This window comes from Streptomyces albidus (ex Kaewkla and Franco 2022), from assembly GCF_013870515.1.
GTDB classification, from domain to species: domain Bacteria; phylum Actinomycetota; class Actinomycetes; order Streptomycetales; family Streptomycetaceae; genus Streptomyces; species Streptomyces albidus.
This window is the reverse complement of sequence record NZ_JACBXA010000089.1, coordinates 1-19819: the sequence shown is the minus strand read 5'-3', so window position 1 is coordinate 19819 and position 19819 is coordinate 1. Positions and strand designations below refer to the sequence as shown.

The following is a 19819-nucleotide window of genomic DNA, read 5'->3' as shown; positions in this document are numbered from 1 at the left end:
GCTCGGCACGTCCCCCATCGAGACGCTGTCCCGGCGGCGTTTCGACGCGGAGCCGAGCGGTGCCACCGATGACGCGCTGCCGCTCCGGTCCCGTACACAGCGAGCCGCACCCGGAGCCGGACAGGGAGGCGGACCAGGCGAGGGGCGGGGAGCCGCGCCGGCGTCGTCCGGGTTCCGCCCGCAGCCGGGCACCCAGAGGCCTCAGGGCAGCCGCGGGACGCAGCGCCACCAGGAGCCCGACGACGACGAAGAGGCGAGCGTCTGGGGCGACAACGGCGCCGTGACCGTGGAGTTCGCGGGAATGGCGCCCATCGTGCTGGTCGTGCTGGCCGTTCTGTGGCAGTGCGTGCTCATCGGCTACACCTTCTCCCTGGCGGGGAACGCCGCCGACGAGGCCGCTCGCGCGGCCACCGCCGCAGCCTCACAGGGAGATGCCGAGGGCGCCTGCCGGGAAGCGGCCACCGAACACCTCCCCGAAGAGTGGCGGGAGAAGTCCGAGGTCCGGTGCAGCCTCTCCGGACATCTGTGGAAGGCCGACGTCGATCTGGGCACGCCGGTCCTCTTCCCGGGGGCGGGCAAGCTCCCCTTCACCGTCAGCGGCAGAGCCGGCGCCGCGGAAGAGGGGTGACGGCATGCGGGCGGCGGTGACCGCGCTGCGCGGGGCGGCACGTGCCCTGTTGCCGCGTGCGGCGCTTGAGCAGCCTGAACGGGGTGCCTCCAGCCTGGAGTTGGCGGGGATGATGCCGCTGCTCCTTCTGGTGGCCGTCGCCTCGATCCAGCTCGGCATCGCCGGATACGCCGTCCAGCAGGCAGGTACGGGCGCCCGCGCGGCAGCACGTACGGCGAGCCTGGAGGACGTCGCGGAGAGCTACGCCGCCACCGGGAAGGCGGCCATGTCCGGCTGGACCGCGTCCCGCAGCAGCTTCGCCCTCGGCGGCGGTGACGACGAGGTGCGGGTCACGACGACCGTCACCATCCCCTCGATAGTCCCCGGCGTCGACGACTTCGGCGACGCCTCCCGCTCCGCGACGATGCCCCGCGACTGATCCGCCCGACGACTACGACCGACGACGACGACTACGACCGACCGACACGACCGCGACCCGCACGACGACCGACACCACCGCGACCCACATCGCCCCGAACGGAGAGAGGAGGCCGGACATGAGCCTGCGGGCCCGTATCACCACCCCGGAGTCCAGAGCACGCAACGGGGCGGCACCCGCCGACGGCACCAGCCACCTCGTGGCCGTCTACCGCACCAAGCTCCTCGAGGAGATCGACCTCGCCGAGATGTCCGCCCTCGCGCCCCAGGAGCGCAGGGCCCGCCTGGAGCGCGTGCTCGGGCACATCATCAGCCGCGAGGGTCCCGTACTGGCCACGAACGACCGCGCGTTGCTCATCCGGCGCGTCGTCGACGAAGCCCTCGGTCTCGGCGTGCTCGAACCGCTCCTGGAGGACTCCACCGTCACCGAGATCATGGTCAACGGTCCCGATCAGGTCTTCGTCGAGCGCGCGGGACGCGTCGAGCAGGTGCCGGTCCGCTTCGCCTCCGACGAGCAGCTGATGCAGACCATCGAGCGCATCGTCTCCACGGTCAACCGCCGTGTGGACGAGTCCAATCCGATGGTCGACGCGCGCCTGCCCTCCGGCGAGCGCGTCAACGTCATCGTCCCGCCGCTCTCGCTCACCGGGCCCACCCTCACGATCCGGCGCTTCCCCCGCGCGTACGCGCTGCACGAGCTGATCGCGCTCGGCACCCTGGACGAGCACATCCTCTCGCTGCTCTCGGCCTTCATCCGCGCCCGCTTCAACGTGATCGTCTCCGGCGGTACGGGCAGCGGGAAGACGACCCTCCTCAATGCCCTCTCCGGGCTCATCCCGGACCACGAACGCATCATCACCGTCGAGGACGCCGCCGAACTCCAGCTCCAGCAGCAGCACGTCATCCGTCTGGAGACCCGGCCGCCGAACGTGGAGGGCAAGGGCCAGATCACCGTTCGCGACCTCGTACGCAACTCGCTCCGCATGCGGCCCGACCGCATCATCGTCGGCGAGGTCCGCGGCGGGGAGACCCTGGACATGCTCCAGGCCATGTCGACGGGTCACGACGGTTCGCTGGCCACCGTGCACGCCAACAGCGCCGAGGACGCGCTGATGCGTCTGCAGACCCTTGCCTCCATGTCGGAGGTGGAGATCCCCTTCCCGGCCCTCCAGGACCAGATCAACTCCGCGGTGGACGTCATCATCCAACTGGCCCGTATGGCCGACGGATCGAGGAAGATCGTGGAGATCGCCCTTCTCGCCTCGCACGGCAGGGAGACCTTCCAGATCGCCTCCGTCTCCCGATTCGCGGGCAGCCCGATGTCCGCGGACGGCAAGATCCACGGGAACTTCGAGCACCTGCCCGTACCCCGGCGGGCCGCCGCCCGTCTGCAGATGTCGAGCGAGACGGTGCCGCCCGTCTTCGGAGTCACCGACGACGCGTCGCGGCTGTCCACCAGGGAGGCGGTATGACCCCCGCCCGTACGGACGACCCCCGCCCCGCCTCCGGCACCGGCCCACGCACCCTGGATTGAGGACACACAGGACCCGTCATGGACACCACCGCACAACTCGCGCTCGGAGCCTCCTTGTTGGCGAGTGCCCTCGCCGTAGCGGGGGTCCTGACGTATGCGGCGGGCCGCTCCCAGCAGCAGGCCCTCATCGAACGGCTGTCGACCGGCTCCGGAGGGTACGAGCTGCCCGCGGGCCGCCGCCGTCACTTCACGGGCGTCGACCGGCAGTTGCGACGCACACGACTGGGCAGCCGCGTGCAGCTCAAGCTGGCCGCCACCGGACTGGACGTCACCCCAGGCGAGTTCGCCGTCTACGTCCTGGTCCTCGTCGCCGGACTGTGGCTGGTGGCCGGCGCCGTCCTCGCACCGTTCTTCGGTCCGATAGCCGGAATACTCGGCGTCCTGGCGGCCAATGCCTTCCTCACGCACCAACGCACGCGCCGCACCGAGCAGTTCATCAACCAGCTCCCCGAACTGTCCCGCATCCTCGCCAACGCCACCTCGGCCGGACTGGCACTGCGCACCGCACTCGGTATGGCGGCCGAGGAGCTGGAGGCGCCCGCCGGGGACGAACTCACCCTCGTCACCAATCAGCTGGCCGTCGGCCGCTCCATCGACGACGCACTCGGAGAGCTCGCCGAGCGACTGCCCTCCCGCGAACTGGTCGTGCTCGTCACGACGTTGGTCCTCGCCAACCGTGCCGGCGGCACCCTCGTCGCGTCACTGCGCAACCTCACCGCCACCCTGGAGGAGCGCAAGGAGACCCGTCGCGAGGTGCGCACGATGCTCGCCGAGGTGAACGCGACGGCCTTCACCGTCCCGGTGCTGGGGCTCGGCGCGATGCTGATGATGAACTCGATGATGCCCGGGGCGCTCGCCCGCGTCACCGGCTCAGCCCTCGGGCAGTTCGCGATCGTCGTCGCCGTCGGGCTCTTCGCCGCGGGGTTCTTCGTCATCCGCCGACTCGGCAAGATCGAGATCTGAGGAAGGAGTCCGGAGACGATGCTGCCCCTTCTTCTCGCCGCCGCAGTCGCTCTCGGCGTCTACGGAATCATCGCCGGTGTCCGCATGTACCGGGCCGAGACCGAGCTGCCCAGCGACCTCGCCGTCGCCCTGGAGGTCGGTGCCACGCGAACCACCAAGCGTGAGGCGGCAGTCGACCGCCTCGGCATGCCCCTCGCACCGCTCGTGCTGCGGCTGATGGGGCAGCAGTCGGTCAACAAGAAGCGCCGCAAGATCGACCAGGCCGGCAACCCCGGCGGCCTCACGATCCAGCGCTACGCCGCACGCCGGGCCGCCTACGGAGTGCTCGGCGTCGTCATGGCCGTCGTCGGCGTCTCCGCGGACAGCCTGCTCTTCGCCGCGCTCGTGCTGGCCTTCGGCTTGAGCGCCGCCGACCTCGGCATCTGGCAGGCCGTCCGCGACCGCAAGCGCGTCATCGAACGCACCCTCCCCGACTTCCTGGACGTGCTCGCCGTCGTCGTCTCCGCCGGTCTCAGCTTCCGGCAGGCACTGGAACGGGTCGCCGAGCACTACGCCGGGCCCTGGGCCGACGAACTGCGCATCACCCTGCGGCAGATGGACCTCGGCGTCGGCCGCCGTCAGGCCTTCGACGAGCTGCGCAAGCGCAACGACAGCGACCAGGTGGACCAGTTCGTCACCGCCCTGCAGCAGGGCGAGGAGCTGGGCGCTCCCATCGCGGACACGCTCATCCAGATCGCCACGGACATGCGCCGCACTGACGCGCAGAACGCGCGTCGGCAGGCGGCGAAGACCGTGCCCAAGGCCACGATGACCACCATCGCCTTCCTGCTTCCGGGCACTTTGCTGCTGATCGTGGCGACCTTCGTGCTCGGCTCCGACACCGACTTCGGTTCCGTACTGAACGGGTGACGGGATGACAGACGTGAGCATCCGCATGACCGACGACTGTTCAGCCGGACTCCGGTGGCGTCCCGGTCCCCTCTTCGCTGAAGGCGACCGATGTGGCACAGTCTGCATTCGGACAACAACGGTGGGCTACGGGGCGGGAGGTGGACGGAAATGACGGGTCGTCCATTTCTGAGCCTTCTCAACTCCCGTGCACAGGCCGCTCGTTTCACCGACGGCAAGAGTGTCAAGAACTACACCATCCGGGCCGGGGGCACGGGGGGACAATCGCCGTCGGTAGTCAACCCGGCCATCAGTGAAGGAGATCGTGATGTCGAAGGCAATGCGCCGCTGGCGCCACCGCGTCGCGGAGCGATTGCACGGCCGCGAATCGGACAGCGGCGCCGGGGCGATCGAATACGCCGGCATCGTGATCATCGTGGCGGGGATCATTCTGGCGATCCGGGGCCTCGGCCTGGACACGGCCATTTCCGCGGCGATCGCGAACGCCGTCAACAGTATTCTGGGCGGCGGTGGCTAGGACGCCTGCGCGGGCACGGTGACGAGGGCTCGACCCTGATCCTCTACGGGGCGGTGATCACGGGTCTGCTCTTCCTCGCCTTCGCGTTCTTCGCCGTGGCGCAGGCGGGCACGGTGAGGAACGGGGGACAGTCGGCGGCGGACTCCGCCGCTCTGGCGGCCGCCCAGGACGACCGGGACGAGCTGTACGAAGCCCTCCTCGACGCAATCGGTGAAGGCAACTCGTTGGAGGATCTGCTCGACGGAATCGGTGACCTCCTGGGCGACGGATGCGGCGAGGCGGACTATTTCGCGGGCCGCAACCGTTCTGACGTCCTGAGCTGCGACGGCGTCAGCCGGGACGGGCACAACGGCTACACCGTGAAGGTCGAGACCCGTTTCGACACGGGCGACTCCATCGTTCCCGGCGCGGACAACAAGAAGGCGCAGGCGACCGCCACCGCCGTGATCAAGCCGCGGTGCGAACTCGCGGACGACGCGGAACTGATCGAAATCACCTGTGACGGTGAGGAGTTCATCATCGATCCGGATGACGTGCTGGAACTCGATCTGGAACCGTCGGATCTCTTCTCGGTGGTGCTGGTCGGCTGATGAGTGGAAGACGAACTAAGGACGAGCGATCGATGACCATTCGGCACTCCAAGAAGATGCGCGGACGAACCACCGCTGCCGTGATCGCGACCGCCTTCGTGCTCGCCCTGACCGGTTGCAGCAGTGAGGGGGACGGCGGGGGGAAGGGAGGATCCGACGGATCCTCCCAGCAGGACAAGGAGGGCGGCGCGGGCGGCGGATCCGGCGGCGAGAAGAAGGTGCTGGCACAGGTCAAGGGCGGCAAGGGCGGCAATCTCACGCTGACCATCACCTCCGCACAGCGTGAGTCGTCCGGATTCACCACGTTCAAGGGAACGTTGAAGAACGACGGCCCTTCGGTGCTCGTCCTGCCGGGCTGGGCGAGCGAGGAGAAGGAACTCAAGAACAACGGTCTGTCCATGGCCGGTTCGACGATGGTCGACAAGAAGGGCAAGAAGCGCTACTTCATTCTTCGGGACACCAACGGACGCTGCCTGTGCACCCGGTTCTCCGGCGGCTTCCAGGAGGGCGAGACGACGGAATGGTTCGCTCAGTTCCCGGCGCCACCCGACTCGACGACGTCGGTCGACTTCCAGGTGGCGGACCTGCCCAGCGCGACGGTGGAGCTGTCAGGTGAGTGACCGGACGAGCCGCCCCCGCGCCCATGCGCTGCGTACCGTCGTGTGCACATCGGCCTCCGCCCTGCTGCTGACGGCCTTCAGCACCACGGGCGCGCGGGCGGACGACCCCTCGCCGAAGCCGACGATCTCGGTTCCGAGCGGGCCCACGTCCCTCCCCGGCGCCGACGACCCCACGACCATCCCCACCGAGGCCGCCCCCTCCCTCCCCGGAGAGGGCGGAGCGGCGCCTGCCCCCGACTACAGCGAGCCGCCGGACAACATCGGGGACTCCGAGCCGCCGGTCGACCTCGACCCGCAGGCAGCCGGGCTCAGGCTCGCCGACGGGGCGAACCTCGCCCCGTCCAAGGTGCTGGACATCAAGTTCGTCACCGAGGACCTGAGCGGCGAGGAGCGCCGCGAAGACAGCACCGGGAAGACCAAGTTCACGCTCCAGGCCGAGGTGCTGTTCCCCAAGGACAGCTCGAAGCTGGACAGCGGTGCCGAGTCGCGCATCCAGGACATCGTCGAAGAGGTCAACAAGCAGAAGGCGAAAGAGATCAACGTCTTCGGCTTCACCGACGACCTCGGCTCGTACGAGCACGGCAAGAAGCTCTCCAAGAAGCGCGCGGACGCCGTACAGCAGGCGCTGGCACAGGAGTTGGGCTCCGCATTCTCGTTCAACGTGCGCGGCTACAGCGAGGACTATCCGATCGCCGACAACAGGAGCGAGGACGGCCGCAAGAAGAACCGTCGCGTCGAGGTGTCCTTCGCCCGTCAGTAGTGACCTGGGGCGGCCCGTCCGGAGCGATCCGGGCGGGCAGGGTTCTCAACGGCCCGGCTGCTTCAGCGCGTTGGGCGCGAGCTGTACGCGCATCCGTGCGCGTACGCCGGGAGAAGGTGCCCGGGGTTCAGGCGGCCCGGCGGATCTGCGCCTGCATGGCGTGCTTCCAGTCCGTGCGCAGGCGGTCCAGTTCGGCGAGGTCCGCCTGCGACCAAATCGTACGACCCGCGACATACTGCCGGATCGCCTCGTTGGCATCGGCGATGGCTCTGGCGACGGGAACGGACGGCTGGGAAGACGAGGACATGTAGGCAAGACTAGGGCCTCGCACTGACAATCACGGCCAAATTCCGGGCGATTTAGGTCACGTGACACCAACTCAGCCCGTGTAAACCTCTCCGGGTCATCTTTTTCAAGTCCACCCGCACCCGCCCTGACCGGCACTGTTCGTGTCTAAGCTCGCCGTGTGCTGGAGACGTTGCCGACTGAACTGACGCTGATCCTGGGCGTGGCCGGATACGGAACCGCCGTCGGAGCACTGCTGCCGCGCTCCGTGTACCGGTTCGCGGTCGGGCGCGAGCAGCCCCGGCCCACCCGCTGCCCGTCCGGGCACCCCCTGCCCGGCTCACCGGGCGGCTGGCTGGGGCCGGCCCGCTGTGCGTCGTGCCGGAGCGAGGCAGGTACGGACGCCGCGTTCGGCCCGCGTGCGGGACGCACGGCCCTCACAAGTGCCCTCGTCTGTACGGCACTTGCCGCCGCGGTCGGAGCGCGCCCGGAGTTGGCGGTGTGGCTCCTGATCGCACCGTTCGCGTTGCTGCTCGCTGCCGTGGACATCCGCGTGCGCCGCCTGCCCGACGCGCTGACCCTGCCGCTGGCCGCCGCCACCGCCGCACTGCTGGGCGTGGCCTCCATCTTCCCTGGTACGGACGGCAGTTGGGTACGTGCGCTGCTCGGCGGAGTCGCACTCGCGGGCAGCTACTTCGTGCTGTTCCTTCTCCACCCGCGCGGATTCGGCTTCGGAGACGTCAAGTTGGCGCTCACCGCAGGCGTCGCTCTTGGGTGGTACGGCTGGCAGGCCGTCTTCGCGGGTGCGTTCCTCGGCTTTCTGCTGCACGCCGCATGGGGCGTGACACTCATCCTGGCGGGACGTGCCGGACGCAAGACAGCCCTCCCCTTCGGGCCTTTCATGGTCTTCGGGGCCCTGCTGGTCGTGATGCCGGCGGCCTCGGGGATCTGAAGCAGGGCCCCAGGAGAGGCGTTGAACCAGCCCTGACGGCCATGGAACCGGCACGCCGGACGGGCCAGTTGCTGCCCGGTGAGCCGGCGTCGAGGGGCTAGGGTGGAAACCCCCCCTCGGGCCGGTCCGTACACCCCCCCCACGGACCGGCCCGCTTTATGTCCGGGACACGGATCTCCCCTCCACCGCCCGTGAACCCGGCCCGGCGGGGCAGCGCTCCCAGGCACCGCCCCACCGGCAGGCCCTCAGCTCTCGCTGCTCCTCGACCAGATGTTGGTGCCCGGCTCGGAGACGGCGTAGGAGTCGATCTCGCGGAGCTCCTCCTCGGTCAGCTCCGGCCCCTCAAGCGCCGCGACGTTCGCCTCCAGCTGCTGCACGCTGCTGGCGCCGATCAGAGCCGAGGTCCTCCGCGGATCGCGGAGCACCCAGCGCAGAGCCAGCTGCGCCAGGGTCTGGCCGCGGCGGCGGGCGATGTCGTTGAGCCCTCGCAGCCGCCGCACGACCTCGTCCGTCAGCAGCCCCGGGTCCAGCGACTTGCCCTGAGAAGCGCGCGAGCCCTCGGGCACACCCTGCAGGTACTTGTCGGTGAGCAGCCCCTGGGCGAGCGGGGCGAAGGAGATGCAGCCCATGCCCTCGTCCTCCAGGGCGTCGAGGAGCCCGTCCTCCTCGGTCCAGCGGTTGAGCATCGAGTACGAGGGCTGGTGGATGAGGGGCGGTACGCCCATCTCCCGCAGCAGCCCTGCTGCTTCGCGCGTACGCCGTGCGTTGTAGGAGGAGATGCCCGCGTACAGCGCCTTCCCCTGTTTCACGGCGGAGGCCAGCGCTCCCATCGTCTCCTCGAGCGGGGTGTCCGGGTCGAAGCGGTGGGAGTAGAAGATGTCGACGTAGTCGAGGCCCATCCGCTGCAGTGAGGCGTCCAGCGAGGAGAGCAGGTACTTCCGGGAGCCCCACTCGCCGTAGGGCCCCGGGTGCATCAGATAGCCGGCCTTGGTGGATATCACCAGCTCGTCGCGGTACGGGCGGAAGTCCTGCGCCATCAGCTTGCCGAAGTTCTCCTCGGCGGAGCCCGGCGGCGGTCCGTAGTTGTTCGCCAGGTCGAGGTGGGTGACCCCGAGGTCGAAGGCGCGGCGCAGGACGGCCCGCTGGCCGTCCAGCGGACGGTCGTCACCGAAGTTGTGCCACAGGCCGAGCGAGATCGCGGGCAGCTTCAGCCCGGACCGCCCCGTACGCCGGTACTCCATGGAGTCGTAGCGGCCGTCGTCTGCACGGAAAGGATGGAGGGAGGTGTCGTGCGTCATGCTCCCTTTCCTATCAGCAGGCGCACGGGGCGGCCCGGCTTCGTCCAGGGGCTTCACCCGCAGTAAGGTGCAAGAGTCCCGGACTCGCCAAGGAGGGGCTGGCCATTCCCATGAAGCTTCGTGACCTGGTGTACAGGCTCTATGCCCGCCGGGTGGAGGACCGTCTCGACACCGACCAGGTGCCCAAGCACATCGGCGTCATCCTCGACGGGAACCGCCGCTGGGCACGGGCCTCGGGCGGCACCACGGAGCAGGGACACCAGGCCGGGGCGGAGAAGATCCAGGAGCTGCTGGGCTGGTGCGCCGAGACGGACGTCAAGGTGGTCACGCTGTGGCTGCTGTCCACGGACAACCTCCACCGGGCCGATCACGAGCTGCTGCCGCTGCTGGGCATCATCGAGGACACCGTGCGCGACCTCGCGGGTGACGGCCGCTGGCGCGTGCATCACGTCGGCCAGCTCGACCTCCTCCCGGACCGCACGCAGCAGGTGCTGAAGAAGGCCGAGCAACAGGCCGGTGAGATCGACGGGATACTGGTGAACGTGGCCGTCGGGTACGGCGGCCGGCAGGAGATCACGGACGCGGTCCGCTCGCTGCTCGCCGACCGCGCCGCCGCCGGGAGGACCCTGGACGAGCTGGCGGAGGACCTGACCGTCGAGGACATCTCCGAGCACCTCTACACCCGCGGACAGCCCGATCCGGACCTGGTCATCCGCACCAGCGGCGAGCAGCGGCTCTCCGGCTTCATGCTCTGGCAGAGCGCCCACTCGGAGTACTACTTCTGCGAGGTCTTCTGGCCGGCCTTCCGCAAGGTCGACTTCCTGCGTGCCCTCCGGGACTACGCCGCCAGGCACCGGCGCTACGGGAACTGAGAAGACGCCGCACGCCTCGCTCCGAAGACCGGGGCGCACGGGCCCCCGAGGGGGCGCACAGGCGCGCGTGAGGCCCTCCACGGCCCGTCAGGCCCGGGGCCTGGCTCTTGCTCCCGATCGGTCCCTGATTTTCCCTTGATCGGGTTGTCGTGCTCACCCGGCCGGGGCGCAGCGCATATGCCATTGCATGCTTGAGCTCGGGCGGGGGAATATCCCCTCATGGCTGGGTGCCCTCCACAGGCCCCGGCGCCGGGAGGCCCGATTGCAGACCACGGACGACCGCAGATCGCATTGCGGCGACGAGGATGTCGCGGAGGGCCGGTACACGGCCCGCCCCGCGCGGGTCCGGACCGGTCTCTTCCCCTGCGACGCCGTCGCACCCCGACCTCTTCCGAGGGGGTTCGTCAACCCGTGGTGACAAGCAAGAAGCGCAATGAGTCCGACCGGCGCACGTATGTCATCGACACCAGCGTGCTGCTCGCCGACCCGACGGCAATGGATCGATTCGAGGAGCACGAAGTGGTGCTCCCCATTGTCGTCGTCACCGAGTTGGAGGCTAAGCGGCATCACCCGGAGCTCGGCTACTTCGCACGGCAGGCACTGAGGAGGCTGGACGAATACCGCGTCCGCCACGGCCGGCTCGACGCACCCATCCCCATCGGAGACATCGGCGGCTCGTTGCGGGTTGAGCTGAACCACTCCGACACGGGAATCCTTCCCGCCGGCTTCCGGCTGCAGGACAACGATTCGCGGATCCTGGCGGTGGCCAGGAACCTGCAGGCCGAGGGGTACGACGTCACGGTCGTCTCCAAGGATCTGCCGCTGCGCATCAAGGCGTCCTCAGTCGGACTCCTCGCCGAGGAGTACCGCGCGGAACTCGCCATCACCGAGTCGGGCTGGACCGGCATGGCCGAGCTGACCCTGCCCGGTGAGGACGTCGACGAACTCTTCGCCGCCGAGAGCGTGTTCGTGCCGGAAGCGGCCGAACTCCCGGTGCACACCGGCCTGGTGCTCCAGTCGGAGAAGGGCAAGGCTCTCGGCCGTGTGACTCCGCAGGGGCGCGTCAAGCTCGTGCGGGGCGACCGGGAGGCGTTCGGCATCAAGGGACGCAGTGCGGAGCAGCGCATCGCTCTGGACCTGCTCCTCGATCCCGACATCGGCATCCTCTCGATGGGCGGCCGTGCCGGTACGGGCAAGAGCGCGCTCGCGTTGTGCGCCGGGCTGGAGGCGGTGCTCGAGCGCCGCCAGCACCGGAAGGTGATGGTCTTCCGTCCGCTGTACGCGGTCGGCGGCCAGGATCTCGGCTACCTGCCGGGCACCGAGGCCGAGAAGATGAACCCCTGGGCGCAGGCGGTCTTCGACACGTTGTCGGCGGTCACCAGCCGTGAGGTCATCGAGGAGGTCGTGGAGCGCGGGATGCTGGAGGTCCTGCCGCTGACGCACATCCGGGGCCGGTCGCTGCACGACGCGTTCGTGATCGTCGACGAGGCGCAGTCGCTGGAACGCAACGTCCTGCTGACTGTTCTCTCCCGGATCGGCTCCGGTTCACGGGTCGTACTCACCCATGACGTGGCACAGCGGGACAATCTGCGCGTCGGGCGGTACGACGGTGTGGTCGCCGTCGTCGAGAAGCTGAAGGGCCATCCGCTCTTCTCGCACATCACTCTCACCCGGTCCGAAAGGTCGCCGATCGCGGCACTTGTGACCGAAATGCTCGAAGAGACTCACATCTGAGGTGAGTTGAGACGGGAAGCGCCGGTCGTCCCCGTGGGCGGCCGGCGCTTCTCGTTGTGCCGGACGGGGTTGACGGGGCGTGTGTGAGGGGCCCGGCTCCCGGCGGAAGACCTTGCGGGGTGCGCCCGTGATATGGCTGAATCGGTGTGTTAGAGGCCCTGACCTGCGGCGGACGACGCGTAGTTGACGCCCCGGCAGGACGCGCAAGTGAGCACCGTCCGGAAGAGTCCAGCAGCCTAGCCCCAAGGGGTGTGTGGCGCGCTTATTTCCGTTCAATGTGACAGCCAAACACGGTGTGACCTATCCCACTCAGCACGGAATTGCCTCACCCCGCTCGCGTCCGGCAGGGTGTGGGTCCTGTCAGGCCCCGCATACGGCACAGCGGCATCAGCAATGGTGTTGCAGCACAAGGCAGTACACAACTGAACAGCAGTCACGCCGTATGCCGCCCGAAGCACCACGCGGGTCCTCCCTGTTCCACGGGAGGCCCAGCCGGGCCCGTATCTCCGGTGACCGAGTTCCGAGGAGATCAGTGCCAGGGGCACGATCAGCGCCCGCGCGGTCACTCAAGCGGGCACGTTGGAAGGAAAACGTGTGACTCGGATCTCCGTCCGGGGATTCGCCGTGGCGTCCGCCACCGCGGTCACCACCGTCGGCGCCGTCGTCGGTGTGGCCTCCGGTAGCCAGCAGGGTCAGACGACGAACGATGTCGAGGCCACCGCTGCTGACGCGACGCTCCTCGCAGACATACCGGCGGGTCAGCAGGCCCAGGTTCAGACTGCTTCTCTGACGCAGCAGGCGGACTCGATGTCCACGGCTGCGCACTCGGAAGCGAAGAAGTCCGCCGAGGAAGCCGCGCGTAAGCAAGCCGCCAAGGACGCGGCTGCCAAGAAGGAAGCGGCGGAGAAGGCAGCCCAGGCCCGTGAGGCCAAGGCAGCGGCGAGCCGTTCCGCATCGCGCGCCGACGCGGGGGACTTCGCGCAGAAGGCTTCCTACTCGACTTCCGAAGTCCAGTCGATGGCGAAGCAGATCGTCGGCAGCGGCCAGTTCCAGTGCTTCTCCGAGATCGTCGAGCGCGAGTCCGGCTGGAACTACCAGGCGAGCAACGCCTCTTCGGGCGCCTACGGTCTGGTCCAGGCACTGCCCGGCTCCAAGATGGCTTCTGCGGGCGCCGACTGGCGTACGAACCCGGCCACCCAGATAAAGTGGGGCCTGAACTACATGAACGACCGGTACGGCAGCCCCTGCGGTGCCTGGGACTTCTGGCAGGCCAACAACTGGTACTGAGCGCGGGCGCACAGCCCTGAGCCACACAACTTCACAGGCTTCGACGAACACCCCCGTCCCGGGCTCCGGGCGGGGGTGTTCGCGTGTTTCGAGGGCACCCAGGTGGTGAACATCATCGCCCGCCCGTCTCGGAAGCAACCTTCACGCCGGTAACGTCGTCACACAACGGCAGTGGAGAAGGCTGATTCCGGGGGCGGAGGACGTGGGATGACGAGCAGGGTGGACAAGCTGCGGGACGGTGTGGCCCGCCTGGCGGCGCGTATCGCCGAGCGGCGTGCCGAGCAGCTGGCCGAGGAGGAGGCGATCACCAAGGTGGACGCCCGCCGGGGCCCGGGCTCGCAGGAACAGGAGGCGGAGCCGTCGCGGACACCCGCCCCGCCGCCCCCGCCTCCGAACTATCCGCCGACTGCCGGCGGCAGGCCCGGGCCCTCGACCGTGGTCCCCTGGGGCGTCCGCGTCGCCGCCGAGGCCGGGTGGCGGCTGCTGGTGCTCGCCGGGGTCGTCTGGGTGCTGATACAGGTGATCAGCTCCATCAGCCTGCTCGTACTCGCCTTCTCCGCAGGGCTGTTGATCACCGCGCTGCTGCAGCCCACGGTCGCCAGGCTCAGGCGCCACCGCGTGGGCCGCGGTATGGCCACGGCGATCACCTTCATCACCGGATTCGTGGTGATGGGCCTGATCGGCTGGTTCGTGGTCTGGCAGGTGACGGAGAACCTGCCCACCCTGACCAGCCGGGTGCAGGACGGCATCGACGAGATGCAGCGCTGGGCGATCAACGGCCCGTTCCACGTACCTCAGGAGCAGGTCAACAACGTCGCCAAGAACCTGAGCCAGTGGCTCGGCGACAACAGCAAGGAGGTCACGTCCGCGGGGCTGACGGGTGTCACCGTCCTGCTGGAGTTCCTCTCCGGAGCGGTGCTGACGATGTTCATCACCCTGTTCCTGCTCTACGACGGCCGCGGCATCTGGAACTGGGTGCTCAAGCTGGTCCCGAGCGCGGCCCGTGAGGGCGTCGAGGGCGCCGGGCCGCGTGCCTGGGTCACGCTGACCGGATACGTGCGCGGGACCGTGATCGTCGCGCTGATCGACGCGATCTTCATCGGCGTGGGCATCTACTTCCTCGATGTGCCGATGGCGGTGCCGCTGGCCGTCATCATCTTCATCTTCGCGTTCATCCCGATCGTCGGTGCGGTCCTGTCGGGTGCGCTGGCCGTTCTGGTCGGGCTGGTCACCAACGGCCCGTTCACCGGGCTGATGGTGCTCGCCGTGGTGCTGCTGGTGCAGCAGATCGAGAGCCACGTGCTCCAGCCGTTCATCCTCGGCCGTCTGGTGCGCGTGCATCCGCTGGCCGTGGTGCTCGCCGTGACCGGCGGCAGCCTCATCGCGGGCATCCCCGGTGCGGTCGTCGCCGTTCCGCTGGTGGCGGTGATCAACCGGGTGTTCAGCTACCTGCGCGCCTATTCGGACGAGAGGTACGAGGCGGGTCCGGTGCTGCCGTCCGGGGCGGCGACGGTGCCGCCGCCGGTCGAGGCGCCCGCCGCCACGGCCAAGCCCGCGGTGACGGGGAGGACTTCGACGGAGCCGGGCGCTTCCCCGACGGAGTCCGCCGACGCGCCGCCGCCGCCGAACCCACCCTCGGACGGGGGCCCGGACGGCCCGAACGGGCCCGCGAACCCTTCTCGGTAGCTCGCTCGCACGAGGCCCCGACTGCCGTGCCCACGCGGTCAGTACGGGGCCTTGCGCGTGTCCATGTGGTGCTTCAGCCGCCGGAAGTCGGCGGCGCTCCAGCCCTCCGGGGGCGCCACCGCTCGCCACGCCTCGACCGACCCGGTGCCGTACCGGTGCCCGTGCGGTGCGTCGACGTCGTACGAGACGGCAACGTCGACCGTGGTCTGCCAGAAGGTGACGAACGGGAACCAGCCGACCTCGCCGGTGATGTCCGGGCCCAGCGGTTCGCTCAGCCAGCGCGGCCTGTTGAGCGCCAGGTCCCACGACCACCACACGATCGGGTCCGAGGCGTTCTGGAGATAGACCACCCGGGGCCCCTGCCACGGCCCCTCAGGGCGTGCCAGGTCCTTCGCAGGCCACTGTGCGAAGCGGAAGTGCCGGCCGTCCTCGTACTGGGGCCGCCATACGGGGCTTCCGGGGTCCCGGCTGCCGGTGAGCTCCCTGCGGATCGGGGAGAAGTTCGGCGAGCCGGCGAGCACTGCGCCGTCGACCTTCGCCAGCAGGTCGTCCGGTCCGTCGAAGGCCGCCTCGATTCCGTACGCGCCGAGGCTCTCGCCGAAGACGAACAGCTGCGGACGTGACTTCTCCGGCTCCTGGAGCCAGCGAGCCCTCACCGCTTTCACCAGCGCCCGGTTCGCCCGGCCCGCCTGCTCCTTGTCGACGGCGAAGGAGACCCAACTGGGCAGGTATGAGTACTGCATCGCGACGATGGCCGTGTCGCCGCCGTGCATGTACTCCAGCGGTTCGGCGTCGGTGGAGTTGACCCAGCCCATCCCGGTTGTGCCCGCGACGGCGAGCACCTCGCGGCGGAAGGCGCCGGTGCGCTCCAGCTCGGCGACGGCCAACTCCGCGCCCGCTTCGTAGACTTCGGCCTCGTCCGCCTCGTCGCCGGGGTGGACGCTCTGCCTGCCGACGTACACCCGGACCGGGTCCTTCGCGGGGCGGTGCGTGACCTTTGCGATCTGCCTCGCCGTGAGGGTGGAGCCGGTGAAGTTGCGGCCCTCGTAGCCCAGTTCGCTCCATCTGACCAGCGAGTCGGGGCTGCCCGAGACGAGGCGGGAGCCCGACTGGACGACGCCCTCCTTGGTGCCCTCGTTGGTGGTCTCCGCGATCCGGGCCACGATGTCGATCACCCCGCGGTCGAAGACGACGTCGCGGGTGCCGACGACCACGGCGGTGGTGCTGATGAGGATTCCGGCGACGACGGCGACGGGGCGCGGCACGAACCTGCACAGGCCCCGTATGAGTGCACGGGTGCCGAGCCGGACCGTACGGGCGAGCAGGAGCAGCAGGCCGCACAGCCCCAGAGCCATGAGCGCGATCATCATCGAGTGCCAGGTGAGGGTCTCCGGCAGATCCTGCAGCACCCTCAACTCCCGCTGCATGCGCGCGCTTTCGGAGAGGGAGAGGACGGTGAGCCCGAGGGCGAGCACGTAGTACACCTGCCAGGCGTGTGCCCGCGCACGGCTCCCCGGCTGCCGGGGAAGCACGCGCCGGCTCAGCGGTACGAGCGTGAGTCGCAGCAGCCAGCCCAGCACGGACCCGATGGCGTAGCCGATCGCCGCCGTGATGCCGCCGATGACGCCCTGCAGATACCAGGGGCGGGGCACCAGGGACGGCGTCAGGGAGACCCAGAAGAGGATGGTGGCGAAGCACGTCGCGCTGAGGTCGGGCCAGCGCCGCACCAGCCAGGTCGTGTCGGGACGCTGCCAGTACGGGCGCCGGACGAGGATCAGGACGCGTGAGGCGGCCCGACGGGCAAGGGCGGCGAGCCGGTCGGCAGGGCCGGGGGCGCCTGGGCCGCCGAGCCGCCCGGGAACGCGGCCGGGAGCTTCTGCGGGAGGCAGTCCGGCGACGCCGGGGCTCACCGGGGGCGGGAGATCCGTGTCGAGGCTGCCCCCGGCGGGGAGCGTTCCGACTTCCGTCCTGTACGCCATCGTCCGCCCCCACCCGGTTGTCGGTGATTGGTCACCGTTACGGCTGACGCGCCGCGGTGGAGCGGGGTTGCTCGTATGGGGGTGAGAGAGGTTGCATCCAGCGTCGACGGGGTACAGGGTTGGACTTGGTCCAAGTAGCCGTCGAGTCACGGCAGCCGGACGAAAGCCGTGGCAGGCGGTGGTACGTCGTACCTCACCCGTTCACGGGAGGAAGATCCATGTCGGACTACACGACCAACAACGTCGGCGTCCCGGTGGAGAGTGACGAGCACTCCCTCACCGTCGGTCCCGACGGGCCGATCCTGCTCCAGGATCACTATGTGATCGAGAAGATGGCCCAGTTCAACCGAGAGCGGGTCCCCGAGCGGGTGGTGCACGCGAAGGGCGCCGGAGCCTACGGCGTCTTCGAAGTCACCAACGACGTCAGCCAGTTCACCAAGGCGGACCTCTTCCAGCCCGGCAGGCGCACGGAGATGCTGGCCCGCTTCTCGACCGTCGCCGGGGAGCAGGGCAGCCCCGACACCTGGCGCGACCCTCGGGGCTTCGCGCTGAAGTTCTACACGGAGCACGGCAACTACGACATGGTCGGGAACAACACCCCGGTCTTCTTCGTGCGCGACCCGAGCAAGTTCCAGGACTTCATCCGCAGCCAGAAGCGCCGCATGGACAGCGGGCTGCGCGACCACGACATGCAGTGGGACTTCTGGACGCTCTCACCGGAGTCCGCGCACATGGTCACGTGGCTGATGGGCGACCGCGGCATCCCCCGCACGTACCGCCACATGAACGGCTACAGCTCCCACACCTACATGTGGGTCAACGCCGGCGGTGAGAAGTTCTGGGTCAAGTACCACTTCAAGACCGACCAGGGCGTCGACTTCCTCACGCAGGACGACGCCGACCGCATGGCGGGTGAGGACGCGGACGCGCACCGGCGGGACCTGTTCCGCGCGATCGAGAGCGGCGATGCGCCGACCTGGACGATGTACGCGCAGATCATGCCCTTCGCGGACGCCCCCGACTACCGGTTCAACCCCTTCGACCTGACGAAGGTGTGGCCGCACGGCGACTACCCGCTCATCGAGGTGGGCCGGATGAGGCTCGACCGGAACCCGGAGGACTACTTCATCCACATCGAGCAGGCGGCCTTCGAGCCCGCGAATCTGGTGCCGGGAGTCGGCCCGTCCCCGGACAAGATGCTGCTGGGCCGCCTCTTCTCCTACCCGGACACCCACCGGTACCGCATCGGTCCCAACTACGCGCAACTGCCGCCCAACCGGGCGCACTCCCCGGTCAACTCCTATGCCAAGGACGGGCCGATGCGGTACGAGCCCGCGAACGTCGCCCGGCCGTACGCGCCCAACTCCTACGGCGGGCCGGCGGCCGACACCGCCCGCTTCGGCCACGAGGCGGGATGGAGCGTGACGGAGCAGGAGATGGTCCGAGGGGCGTACTCGCTGCGCCGCGAGGACGACGACTGGGGCCAGGCGGGCACCCAGGTCCGCAAGGTCCTCGACGACGCGGCGCGGGACCGGCTCGTGGACAACGTCTCAGGACACCTGCTCGACGACGTCAGCAAGCCCGTTCTGGACCGCGCCCTCCAGTACTGGCGCAACGTCGACAAGACGCTCGGCGACCGGATCGCGGCGAAGGTGAACGGCGGCTGAGCAGGCTCGCGAGCCCCCTGTCCGGGGCGGTTCGCATCAGCACCCGTGCTTCTCGCACCTGAGGGGCGAAACCGGTGAGACGGCCCTGACCGTGCAGGTCAGGGCCGTTCTTCCGTCATCTATACACGGCATGTATACCTGCCGTGTATAGTCCCCGTCATGTCCATCAGTCACACCCTGCTCGGACTCCTGGAGGAGTCCGGACCCCGCCACGGTTACGACCTCAAGCGGGCCTTCGACGAACGCTTCGGACACGACCGCCCACTGCACTACGGGCAGGTCTACTCGACGATGTCCCGGCTGCTGAAGAACGGCCTCGTGGAGGTCGACGGCATCGAGGCCGGCGGCGGCCCCGAGCGCAAGCGGTACGCCATCACCGACGCCGGCATCACCGACGTCGCCGATTGGCTCTCCCGTCCCGAGAAGCCGGAGCCGTACTTGCAGAGCACCCTCTACACGAAGGTCGTGCTCGCACTGCTCACCCGGCGCGACGCCGGTGAGCTGCTGGACAGCCAGCGTGCCGAACACCTGCGCCTGATGCGGGAGCTGACCCGGCGCAAGCAGGGCGGCGACCTGGCGGACCAACTCATCTGCGACCACGCGCTGTTCCACCTCGAAGCCGACCTGCGGTGGCTGGAACTGACGGCCGCGCGACTCGACAAGCTCGCCACGGAGGTACGGCCATGACACCCCCTGCACCCACTGCGGCCCTGACCGGGCCCGGTACCGGTACGGGTTCCGAATTCCTGCTCACGGCAAGCGACTTGCGCAAGACCTACGGCTCGACGGCCGCGCTGGACGGCGCCGACTTCACCATCTCGGCCGGAGAGATCGTCGCCGTCATGGGGCCCTCCGGCTCCGGCAAGTCGACGCTGCTGCACTGCCTTGCCGGCATCGTCCCGCCGGACTCCGGCACCGTGACGTACCGCGGCAAGGAAGTCTCCGCGATGAACGACGCACAGCGCAGCGCGCTGCGCCGCAGCGACTTCGGCTTCGTCTTCCAGTTCGGCCAGCTCGTACCGGAGTTGAGCTGCGTGGAGAACGCGGCCCTGCCGCTGCGGCTCGCCGGGCTGGGCCGCAAGGAGGCCGAGGCGCGGGCCACCGCGTGGCTGGAGCGCCTG

The 19819-nt window shown here is 69.2% G+C and carries 20 protein-coding genes; 17 read left to right on the top strand and 3 right to left on the bottom strand.

The window, feature by feature from the left end; genetic code table 11:
• The 9 genes from H5J26_RS31520 to H5J26_RS15500 all read left to right on the top strand — a co-directional run.
• The coding region (locus H5J26_RS31520) for a TadE/TadG family type IV pilus assembly protein (protein WP_235980734.1) at positions 1-628 on the top strand (628 nt) is incomplete at its 5' end.
• Positions 629-632: 4 nt separating this feature from the next.
• A complete protein-coding gene (locus H5J26_RS15535) occupies positions 633-1046 on the top strand; it encodes a TadE/TadG family type IV pilus assembly protein (RefSeq protein WP_181766446.1) in 414 nt (137 codons plus the stop codon).
• A gap of 118 nt (positions 1047-1164) precedes the next feature.
• Positions 1165-2517, top strand: coding sequence for a CpaF family protein (locus H5J26_RS15530; protein WP_181766445.1), 1353 nt, complete (start codon positions 1165-1167; stop codon positions 2515-2517).
• Positions 2518-2597: 80 nt separating this feature from the next.
• Positions 2598-3542, top strand: a complete 945-nt coding sequence (locus tag H5J26_RS15525; RefSeq protein ID WP_181766444.1) for a type II secretion system F family protein — start codon at positions 2598-2600, stop codon at positions 3540-3542.
• Positions 3543-3560: 18 nt separating this feature from the next.
• Positions 3561-4451 (top strand): DUF5936 domain-containing protein, encoded by an 891-nt coding sequence (locus H5J26_RS15520; RefSeq protein WP_181766443.1) that lies wholly within the window; start codon positions 3561-3563, stop codon positions 4449-4451.
• Between the two features lie 307 nt (positions 4452-4758).
• A complete protein-coding gene (locus H5J26_RS15515; RefSeq protein ID WP_181766450.1) occupies positions 4759-4968 on the top strand; it encodes a hypothetical protein in 210 nt (69 codons plus the stop codon).
• Between the two features lie 53 nt (positions 4969-5021).
• Positions 5022-5558, top strand: coding sequence for a hypothetical protein (locus tag H5J26_RS15510; protein ID WP_328514950.1), 537 nt, complete (start codon positions 5022-5024; stop codon positions 5556-5558).
• Positions 5559-5590: 32 nt separating this feature from the next.
• Positions 5591-6178, top strand: coding sequence for a hypothetical protein (locus tag H5J26_RS15505; RefSeq protein ID WP_181766442.1), 588 nt, complete (start codon positions 5591-5593; stop codon positions 6176-6178).
• Positions 6171-6938 (top strand): OmpA family protein, encoded by a 768-nt coding sequence (locus tag H5J26_RS15500; protein WP_309237929.1) that lies wholly within the window; start codon positions 6171-6173, stop codon positions 6936-6938. Before H5J26_RS15505 ends, H5J26_RS15500 begins: the two co-directional genes overlap by 8 nt.
• Before the next feature lie 127 nt (positions 6939-7065).
• Here H5J26_RS15500 and H5J26_RS15495 read toward each other — a convergent pair whose 3' ends face one another.
• A complete protein-coding gene (locus H5J26_RS15495; protein ID WP_181766441.1) occupies positions 7066-7245 on the bottom strand; it encodes a hypothetical protein in 180 nt (59 codons plus the stop codon).
• A 159-nt stretch (positions 7246-7404) separates the two neighbouring features.
• Here H5J26_RS15495 and H5J26_RS15490 point away from each other — a divergent pair, with 159 nt between their 5' ends.
• Entirely contained in the window at positions 7405-8175 is a 771-nt protein-coding gene (locus H5J26_RS15490) for an A24 family peptidase (protein WP_309237928.1), read from the top strand.
• Positions 8176-8420: 245 nt separating this feature from the next.
• On the opposite strand, the gene mgrA is transcribed toward H5J26_RS15490, so the two are convergent.
• Positions 8421-9473, bottom strand: coding sequence for an L-glyceraldehyde 3-phosphate reductase (mgrA, locus tag H5J26_RS15485; RefSeq protein ID WP_181766440.1), 1053 nt, complete (start codon positions 9471-9473; stop codon positions 8421-8423).
• Between the two features lie 110 nt (positions 9474-9583).
• On the opposite strand from mgrA, the gene H5J26_RS15480 reads away from it, so the two are divergent.
• The 4 genes from H5J26_RS15480 to H5J26_RS15465 all read left to right on the top strand — a co-directional run bounded on the left by H5J26_RS15480 (position 9584) and on the right by H5J26_RS15465 (position 15052).
• Positions 9584-10345, top strand: coding sequence for an isoprenyl transferase (locus H5J26_RS15480; protein ID WP_181766439.1), 762 nt, complete (start codon positions 9584-9586; stop codon positions 10343-10345).
• A 411-nt stretch (positions 10346-10756) separates the two neighbouring features.
• A complete protein-coding gene (locus H5J26_RS15475) occupies positions 10757-12079 on the top strand; it encodes a PhoH family protein (protein ID WP_181766438.1) in 1323 nt (440 codons plus the stop codon).
• A 594-nt stretch (positions 12080-12673) separates the two neighbouring features.
• On the top strand, positions 12674-13366 hold the full coding sequence (locus tag H5J26_RS15470) for a transglycosylase SLT domain-containing protein (protein WP_181766437.1): 693 nt from the start codon (positions 12674-12676) through the stop codon (positions 13364-13366).
• 207 nt (positions 13367-13573) lie between these two features.
• Entirely contained in the window at positions 13574-15052 is a 1479-nt protein-coding gene (locus H5J26_RS15465) for an AI-2E family transporter (protein ID WP_181766436.1), read from the top strand.
• 38 nt (positions 15053-15090) lie between these two features.
• Here the strand turns inward: H5J26_RS15465 and H5J26_RS15460 are convergent, their stop codons facing one another.
• Complete coding sequence (locus H5J26_RS15460; RefSeq protein ID WP_181766435.1) at positions 15091-17031, bottom strand: alpha/beta hydrolase; 1941 nt, start codon at positions 17029-17031, stop codon at positions 15091-15093.
• Positions 17032-17249: 218 nt separating this feature from the next.
• Here H5J26_RS15460 and H5J26_RS15455 point away from each other — a divergent pair, with 218 nt between their 5' ends.
• From H5J26_RS15455 to H5J26_RS15445, 3 genes are all read left to right on the top strand, one after another.
• Positions 17250-18698 carry a catalase gene (locus H5J26_RS15455; RefSeq protein WP_181766434.1) on the top strand — a complete coding sequence of 483 codons (1449 nt, stop codon included), beginning with the start codon at positions 17250-17252 and terminating at the stop codon, positions 18696-18698.
• Between the two features lie 159 nt (positions 18699-18857).
• The gene (locus H5J26_RS15450; RefSeq protein WP_181766433.1) at positions 18858-19385 is read left to right on the top strand and encodes a PadR family transcriptional regulator; all 528 of its coding nucleotides are present in this window, start codon (positions 18858-18860) and stop codon (positions 19383-19385) included.
• A partial coding sequence (locus H5J26_RS15445) for an ABC transporter ATP-binding protein (RefSeq protein WP_181766432.1) occupies positions 19382-19819 on the top strand: 438 nt, incomplete at its 3' end. The genes H5J26_RS15450 and H5J26_RS15445, both read left to right, overlap by 4 nt.